A 7699-nucleotide genomic window follows, 5' to 3' on the forward strand; every position below is an offset into this window, starting at 1 on the left:
GCGCCGTGGTCGGAGGCGGGGCGCGCGCCCGCGCGCTCGGCCTCGGCGAGCGCGGCGCCGTGGGGACGGTCCGTGGCGAGCAGGGCGGTGACCTCACAGCCCTGGCGCGCCAGGAGCGCGCCGGCCAGGAGGGCGTCGGCGCCGTTGTGCCCACCGCCGGCCAGAAGGAGGACGCGCGCCCCCACGACGGCGCCGCGAGCGGCACGCAGCTCCTCGTCCGCGGCCTGGGCGAGGGACTGGGCGGCGGCGTGCATGTAGGCGTCGGTGCCGCGGGTCAGCGGGGCCTCCGCAGCGGCGATGTCGGCGGCCGGGTAGGCGTTGAGCGCGTCGAGGGTCCTGCTCATGGCCCCATCCTCGCGCACCCGTGGCGCGCTGCGCCGCCGGTCATGACCGGTGCCGCCCAGGCGGTGCCGCGCGGCTGGTGCCGCCCGCGCCCGGGCAGCGCGCCCGGGCCTGCGGCACACTGGTGGCATGTTGATCGCCGTGGGCACCGACCTCGTCGACGTCGCCCGGCTCGAGGACCGCCTCAAGCGCTCCCCCGCCCTCGCCCGCCGCCTGCTCACCCAGCGCGAGCACCGGGCGGCCCGCGCCGACTCGCTCGCGGCCCGGGTGGCCGCGAAGGAGGCGGTGCTCAAGGCCCTCGGCTCGGCCCTGGACGCGGCGGGCCGCGAAGTCCCGGACGGGTGGAGGATGACCGACGTCGAGGTCGTCTCCGACCCGGGCTCGCCGCCCCGTCTCGCGCTCTCGGGGGTCTCGGCGCGCACGGCCCGGGAGCTGGGGGTCACCCGCTGGCACCTGTCGCTGAGCCACGACGCCGGCCTCGCCCTGGCCTTCGTCGTCGCCGAGGGGTCCTGAGGCGCACCCCAGGGCCGCGGGACCCCAGTCCCGCCCGACGGCGGCCCGGGGCTCCCGCCCGGCCGGACGCCGTCGTCACTCCACGGTGACGGACTTGGCGAGGTTGCGCGGCTGGTCGATGTCCAGGCCCTTGGCTCGGGCCAGCGCGGCGGCGAAGACCTGCAGGGGCACGACGGTGAGCAGCGGCCACATGAGCGTCGGGGCCTGGGGCACGCGGATGACGTCGTCAGCGAAGGGCTCGACCGTGAGGTCACCCTCCTCGGCGATGACGATCGTGCGGGCACCGCGCGCACGGACCTCCTGGATGTTGCTCACCACCTTGTCGTGCAGGACGGGCCGGCGCGGGGTGGGCACGATGACGAAGACGGGCAGTCCCTCCTCGACCAGGGCGATCGGCCCGTGCTTGAGCTCACCGGCGGCGAAGCCCTCGGCGTGCACGTAGGCGAGCTCCTTGAGCTTGAGCGCGCCCTCGAGCGCCACCGGGTAGCCGACGTGCCGTCCCAGGAACAGGAAGGAGGTCTTGCCCGCCAGCTCGGTGGCCAGGGCGCGCACCCGCTCCTCCTGGCCGTCGAGGAGGTCCTGGATCTTCTCGGGCATCCGGGCCAGGTGGGCGAGGTAGTCGGCGACCTCGTCGGGCCACTTGTTGCCGCGCAGCTGGGCGAGGTAGAGGCCCAGCAGGTAGCAGGCGGTGATCTGGGCGAGGAAGGCCTTGGTGGAGGCCACCGCGACCTCGGGGCCGGCGTGGGTGTAGAGGACGGCGTCGGCCTCGCGGGCGATGGTCGAGCCGTAGGTGTTGACGATGGCGAGCACCTTGGACCCCTGCTCGCGGGCGTGGCGCACGGCCTGGATCGTGTCCATCGTCTCGCCGGACTGGGAGACGGCGACCGTGAGGGTCTTCTCGCTCACGACGGGGTCGCGGTAACGGAACTCGTGGGCGAGCTCGATCTCGACGGGCACGCGGCACCAGTGCTCGATGGCGTACTTGGCGACGTGCCCGGCGTAGGAGGCGGTGCCGCAGGCGATGACGATGATCTTGTCGACGCTGCGCAGCACGGCGGGGTCGATGCGCATCTCGTCGAGCTGGATCTCGCCGCGCTCGTCGACCCGCCCGCGCAGGGTGTCGGCGACGGCGGCGGGCTGCTCGTGGATCTCCTTGTCCATGAAGGTCTCGTAGCCGCCCTTGACCGCCGCCGAGGCGTCCCAGCTGACCTCCCAGGTGCGCGGCTCGACGACGGCGCCGGCGGCGTCCCACACGGTGACCTGCCCGCCGCGCAGCAGCACGACCTGGTCGTCGCCGACCTCGGCGGCGCGGCGGGTGCAGGAGACGAAGGCGGCGACGTCGGAGCCGAGGAAGGACTCGCCGTCGCCCAGGCCGATGACGAGAGGGCTGGATCGGCGGGCGGCGACGATGGTGCCGGGGGCGAGCTCGGTGACGGCCAGCAGCGCGAAGGAGCCCTCGAGGCGGGCGGTGACGGCGCGCACGGACTCGATGAGGACGGCGGCGGGGTCCGCGCCCGCGCCGGCGGCCTCGAGGCGCCGGGCGTAGTCGAGGTCGAGGACGTGGGCGGCGACCTCGGTGTCGGTGGAGGACAGCAGGGTGCGTCCGGCGGCCTCGACCTCGGCGCGCAGGGGGCGGAAGTTCTCGATGATGCCGTTGTGGACGACGGCGAGGCGCCCGGCCCGGTGGGGGTGGGCGTTGGCGCTGGAGGGGCCGCCGTGGGTGGCCCAGCGGGTGTGGCCGATGCCCGCGGTGGCGGGGGCGGGAGGGGCGGCGTCGAGCTCGGCGCGCAGATGCTCGAGCTTGCCGGCGGCCTTGGTGACGGACAGGCCGTCGGCGGTGACGAGGGCGACCCCGGCGGAGTCGTAGCCGCGGTACTCCAGGCGGCTCAGGCCGTCCAGGAGGACGGTGAGCGAGCGGTCGGACGCTGTCAGGGGGCCGGTGTGGCCAACGATTCCGCACATGGGTGCTGAGCGAAGCACTGCCCGGTGCTCCTTGGCTAGGGGGTGGCCGGGATGCGGGCGTGTGACCTTCGGCGTACGCGCAGCGGGAGGGCTCGTCCGTGCCGCCCGGCTGCCGACGATGCGCCAGACTGTGCCCGTGAGCAGTGCCTCTCCCTACATCGAGCTCGACCGTGAGCAGTGGCGGGCCCTGGCGGCCTCGGCGCCCCTGCCGCTGACGCAGGCCGACGTCGAGAAGCTGCGCGGTCTGGGCGACCCCATCGACCTGCCCGAGGTCGACGTCGTCTACCGGCCGCTGACCGCCCTGCTGGAGACGTATATCGCCTCGACCCGCGAGCGCGCTCGCCTGACCGCGGGATTCCTGGGGGTGGAGGAGGGCCCGACGCCCTTCGTCGTCGCGGTGGCGGGGTCGGTCGCCGTCGGCAAGTCGACGACGGCGCGCCTCATCGCGCACCTGCTGGCCCGCTTCCCCCAGACGCCGCGGGTCTCGCTGGTGACGACGGACGGGTTCCTGCTGCCCAACGCCGAGCTGGAGCGGCGGGGGCTGACGGCCCGCAAGGGCTTCCCGGAGTCCTACGACCGCCGGGCGCTGCTCGACTTCATCATGGCGGTCAAGTCCGGGGCGCCGCGCGTGGAGGCGCCGGTGTACTCCCACCAGGTCTACGACGTCGTGCCCGGCGAGAGGACGGTGGTGGAGCGCCCGGACGTGCTCGTCCTCGAGGGCCTCAACGTGCTGCAGCCGGCGCGCCGTGCCCACGCGAGGCCGGAGGAGGGGGCGGCGGCTGGCGCGCTGGCGGTGAGCGACTTCATCGACTTCTCGATCTACGTGGACGCGGACCCCGAGGACATCCGCCGCTGGTACCTCGAGCGCTTCCTCACGCTCAAGCGCACGGCCTTCAACGACCCGACGTCCTACTTCCGCACCTTCGCCAAGATCCCGGATGACGTGGCCGTCGCGGCGGCGAACGAGGTGTGGGAGTCGGTCAACCTGGCGAACCTGCGCGAGAACATCGCGCCGACGCGCCCGCGGGCGACGCTCGTGCTGCACAAGGGCGCGGACCACCACGTGCAGCGGGTGCTCCTGCGCAAGGCCTGAGCCCTCGCCGTCGTCGCCCCCCGCTCCCCAACTCCTCGGTTTGCGCTCGAACGTGCGGCAAAACCCCAGGGAGCTCGAACGCAACCCGAGGAGCTGGGCGAGGTGGTGGCGAGGTGGTGACGAGGTGGCAGGCTCGCTCAGGCCAGGGAGAGGTTGTCCTTGACGACCTCGGCGAGCCCGCCGGCGACGGCGTCCGCCTCGGCCTGGGTCGCGGCCTCCACCATGACACGCACCAGGGGCTCCGTGCCCGAGGGGCGCAGGAGCACGCGCCCGGTCTCGCCCAGGCGCTCCTCGGCCTCGGCGACGGCCCTCTGCACGGCGCTGTTCGTGTGCGCGGCCCCCTTGTCCACGCCCTTGACGTTGATGAGCGTCTGCGGCAGGCGCTGGACGACGCCCGCCAGCTCGGCCAGGCTCGCACCCGAGCGCTTGACGCGGGCCGCGACCCGCAGCGAGGTGAGCACGCCGTCACCGGTGGTCGCGTGCAGCGTGTCGATGACGTGACCGGACTGCTCACCGCCGAGGGTGTAGCCGCCCTGGAGCATCCGCTCGAGCACGTAGCGGTCCCCCACTCCGGTCTGGACGGTGCGGATGCCGTGCTCGCGCATGGCGAGCAGGAGGCCGAGGTTGCTCATGACCGTGACGACGAGCGTGTCGGAGGCGAGCAGGCCGTCCGCCTTCATCCCCACCGCGAGCAGGCCCATGATCTGGTCGCCGTCGACGAGGTTGCCCTGGGCGTCGACGGCGAGGCAGCGGTCGGCGTCGCCGTCGTAGGCGAAGCCCATGTCGGCCCCGACGCTGGGGACGTAGGTCTGCAGCTGCTCGGGGTGGGTGGAGCCGCAGGCGGCGTTGATGTTGAGGCCGTCCGGGGAGGCGTTGATGACGATGACCTCGGCCCCGGCGGCGCGCAGGGCGGCGGGGCCGACGGTGAAGGCGGCGCCGTTGGAGGCGTCGACGACGATCCGCAGGCCCGACAGGTCGGTGCCGGTGGAGTCGACGAGGTGGTTGATGTAGGTCTGGTCGGCGACCGTCTCGCCCTTGATGACGCGGCCGACGCCGGCACCGACCGGCGGGGGGTCCGTGCGGCCGAGCAGGGCCTCGATCTGGTCCTCGACGGCGTCCTCGAGCTTGTAGCCGCCGCGGGCGAAGAACTTGATCCCGTTGTCCTGGAAGGGGTTGTGGGAGGCCGAGATCATGACGCCGAGCTCGATGTCCTGCGTGGCGGTCAGGTGCGCGATGGCGGGGGTGGGCAGGACGCCGGCCCGGGTGACGTCGATGCCCGAGGAGGCCAGGCCCGCGCTGATGGCGTGGTCGAGGAACTCGCCCGAGGCGCGGGTGTCACGGCCGACGATGGCACGGAAGCGGCCGGTGCGCGAGCGGGAGGAGGCGGGCGCCCCGCGGGTGAGGACCTGCGCGGCGGCCTCGCCGAGCTGGACCGCGAGGGCGGGGGTGAGCAGGTCGTTGGCGAGGCCTCGTACACCGTCCGTGCCGAAGAGTCGTGCCATGTGAGTCAGTCCTTCCGAATGGGGGTCGTGGGACGGGGGACATCCTCCCACGCCGCCCCGCCACGGCCCGGGAGCGGCGCCGCTCGCGGGCTGCCGCGCGGACGTCGCGGTGCGGCTCCGGCGCGACGACGCCCCGCCGTCCGCCGCGTGAGCGGGGAGGCGGGGCGTGTCCAGCGCGGGCGCGGGTCAGCGCTTGGAGTACTGCGGGGCGCGGCGGGCCTTGTGCAGACCGGCCTTCTTGCGCTCGACGATGCGGGCGTCGCGGGTGAGGAAGCCGGCCTTCTTCAGGGTCGGGCGGTTGGCCTCACGGTCGATCTCGTTGAGGGCGCGGGCGATGCCCAGGCGCAGGGCGCCGGCCTGGCCGGAGATGCCGCCGCCGTTGATGCGGGCGACGACGTCGAAGCGGCCCTCGAGGCCGAGGATGGTGAAGGGGGCGCGCACGAGCTGCTGGTGCAGCTTGTTGGGGAAGTAGTCCTCGAGCGTGCGGCCGTTGAGCGTCCACTGGCCGGTGCCGGGGACGAGGCGGACGCGGGCGACGGCCTCCTTGCGGCGGCCCAGGCCAGCACCGGGGGCGGTGATGGACTGGCCGCGGCCCTCGGCGGCGCCGTCGGTCTCAGTGGTGTAGCTGGAGGGGGCGTTCTCCTCGTCCAGCGCGTCGATGTCGACAGTGGTCTCAGCCACGATGTGTCCTTTGCTTGTCGCGGGGTGCCGGGCGCTGGAGCGCTTACTGGGCGACCTGGGTGATCTCGAAAGCCTGGGGGTTCTGCGAGGCGTGCGGGTGCTCGGCGCCTCGGTAGACCTTGAGCTTCTTCAGCTGCTGGCGGCCGAGGGTGGTGTGCGGCACCATGCCCTTGACGGCCTTCTCGACGGCGAGCTCCGGGCGCGTCGCGAGCAGCTCGCGGTACGAGACGGAGGTGAGGCCACCCGGGTGGCCGGAGTGACGGTGGGCGAACTTCTTGTCAGCCTTGCCGTTGGTGAGGGCGACCTTGTCGGCGTTGATGATGACGACGTAGTCGCCGCAGTCCGCGTGGGGCGCGAACTGGGGCTTGTGCTTCCCACGGAGCAGGGTCGCGGCCTGAGCCGCGAGGCGGCCGAGGACGACGTCGGTGGCGTCGATGACGTACCAGTTCTTCTCGACGTCGCCGGGCTTCGGTGTGTACGTGCGCACGGGCGTTGCCTTCGTTTCTCTTGGCGAGTGGGTCACCGGGCAGCGCGTTGAAGCTCTCGCGGCCCGACGAGACCACCATGGTCAGGTGAGTGGTCGGAGCACTGGCGATCCGGGGCGAGTGGGACGGCACCGCGGACGCGCACATGCGTGCTGCACGACGGTTGCCCACCATACCGGGGCGCCAGAAGGAGGGTCAAAAGATCTGACACCACCGGGACCGTGAGACCCGACACGCTGCCCCGCGCGCACGTGAGGCCCGACCACCTCCTCGGTTTGCTCTCGAACTCCCTGGGAGAACCCCGTACGTTCGAGAGCAAACTGAGGAGGTGGAGGAGGGTGGGGGGGGCAGGAGCCGCAGCACCTAGCAGCCGCAGTCCTCGCCGGGCAGGCGGCGCAGCACCCGCGAGCGCCGCGCCTGCTCGGCGAGGGCGTCGTCACCGGGGTAGACGACCTCCTCGAGCGTGAGGCCGTGGGCGGGGGCCACCGGGGCGGCGCCGTCGCGCGAGCGGCGCTCGAGCAGGGCGGCGGGCCAGCCCTCGTCCCGGCTGCCGCGTCCGACGGCGAGGCCCGCCCCGACCAGGGAGCGCACCATGGAGTGGCAGAAGGCGTCCGCGACCACCGTGAGGGTCACGAGCCCGGCGTCGGCCCCCTGGACGGGGCGGCGCCAGTCCAGGCGGTGCAGGGTGCGCACCGTCGTGGCCCCCTCGCGCGGGCGGCAGTAGGACAGGAAGTCGTGCTCGCCCAGCAGGGGGCGGGCGCTGCGGGCCATGGCGTCGACGTCCAGCTCCTCGGGCAGCCAGAGCACCTGGCCCCGGCGGGTGGTGCTGCGCGGGGCCCCGGCGGGGCCGCCGTCGGCGATGCGGTAGACGTAGCGGCGGCTGAGGGCGGAGAAGCGGGCGTCGAAGCCCTCAGGCGCCACGCGCGCACCGGTGACGACGACGTCGCTGGCGCCGCGCGGGACGGGGCCGGTGAGCCCGGCCTCGGCGGCGAGGCGGGCCTGGCGGGCGAGGACGCCGGCCAGACGGGTGAGCAGGGCGTCCTCCGGGCACCGCCCGGAGCGGCCGGGCACGGCCCGCCAGGCGGCCAGCGGGACGTCGAGGTGGGCGCACTGGGCGGCGG

8 protein-coding genes are annotated in these 7699 nt (G+C 73.9%); 2 read left to right on the plus strand and 6 right to left on the minus strand.

Features of this window, described 5'->3' with window-relative positions; genetic code table 11:
* Positions 1 to 344 (minus strand): NAD(P)H-hydrate epimerase (locus H6X67_RS11485; RefSeq protein WP_283251399.1); only part of this gene is annotated, 344 nt, incomplete at its 3' end.
* A gap of 127 nt (positions 345 to 471) precedes the next feature.
* On the opposite strand from H6X67_RS11485, the gene H6X67_RS11490 reads away from it, so the two are divergent.
* The gene (locus H6X67_RS11490) at positions 472 to 855 is read left to right on the plus strand and encodes a holo-ACP synthase (RefSeq protein ID WP_249367371.1); all 384 of its coding nucleotides are present in this window, start codon (positions 472 to 474) and stop codon (positions 853 to 855) included.
* Between the two features lie 75 nt (positions 856 to 930).
* On the opposite strand, the gene glmS is transcribed toward H6X67_RS11490, so the two are convergent.
* A complete protein-coding gene (gene glmS, locus H6X67_RS11495) occupies positions 931 to 2817 on the minus strand; it encodes a glutamine--fructose-6-phosphate transaminase (isomerizing) (protein ID WP_249367424.1) in 1887 nt (628 codons plus the stop codon).
* Positions 2818 to 2935: 118 nt separating this feature from the next.
* On the opposite strand from glmS, the gene coaA reads away from it, so the two are divergent.
* Positions 2936 to 3910, plus strand: coding sequence for a type I pantothenate kinase (gene coaA / locus H6X67_RS11500; protein WP_249367425.1), 975 nt, complete (start codon positions 2936 to 2938; stop codon positions 3908 to 3910).
* A gap of 137 nt (positions 3911 to 4047) precedes the next feature.
* Here coaA and glmM read toward each other — a convergent pair whose 3' ends face one another.
* From glmM to H6X67_RS11520, 4 genes are all read right to left on the minus strand, one after another.
* Complete coding sequence (gene glmM, locus H6X67_RS11505; protein ID WP_249367372.1) at positions 4048 to 5412, minus strand: phosphoglucosamine mutase; 1365 nt, start codon at positions 5410 to 5412, stop codon at positions 4048 to 4050.
* Positions 5413 to 5598: 186 nt separating this feature from the next.
* Entirely contained in the window at positions 5599 to 6093 is a 495-nt protein-coding gene (gene rpsI / locus H6X67_RS11510) for a 30S ribosomal protein S9 (RefSeq protein WP_249367373.1), read from the minus strand.
* 43 nt (positions 6094 to 6136) lie between these two features.
* Positions 6137 to 6580 (minus strand): 50S ribosomal protein L13, encoded by a 444-nt coding sequence (gene rplM, locus H6X67_RS11515; RefSeq protein WP_249367374.1) that lies wholly within the window; start codon positions 6578 to 6580, stop codon positions 6137 to 6139.
* 361 nt (positions 6581 to 6941) lie between these two features.
* Positions 6942 to 7699, minus strand: a 758-nt coding sequence (locus H6X67_RS11520) for a tRNA pseudouridine synthase A (RefSeq protein WP_249435550.1), incomplete at its 5' end; no start/stop codon positions are given.

The sequence above is a fragment of the Actinomyces sp. AC-20-1 genome, assembly GCF_023369555.1.
Lineage (GTDB): Bacteria > Actinomycetota > Actinomycetes > Actinomycetales > Actinomycetaceae > Actinomyces.

Coding starts and splice junctions, on each gene's coding strand:
- H6X67_RS11490 (WP_249367371.1), top strand. CDS start 472: ATGTTGATCGCCGTGGGCACCGACCTCGTCGACGTCGCCCGGCTCGAG.
- glmS (WP_249367424.1), bottom strand. CDS start 2,817: ATGTGCGGAATCGTTGGCCACACCGGCCCCCTGACAGCGTCCGACCGC.
- coaA (WP_249367425.1), top strand. CDS start 2,936: ATGCGCCAGACTGTGCCCGTGAGCAGTGCCTCTCCCTACATCGAGCTC.
- glmM (WP_249367372.1), bottom strand. CDS start 5,412: ATGGCACGACTCTTCGGCACGGACGGTGTACGAGGCCTCGCCAACGAC.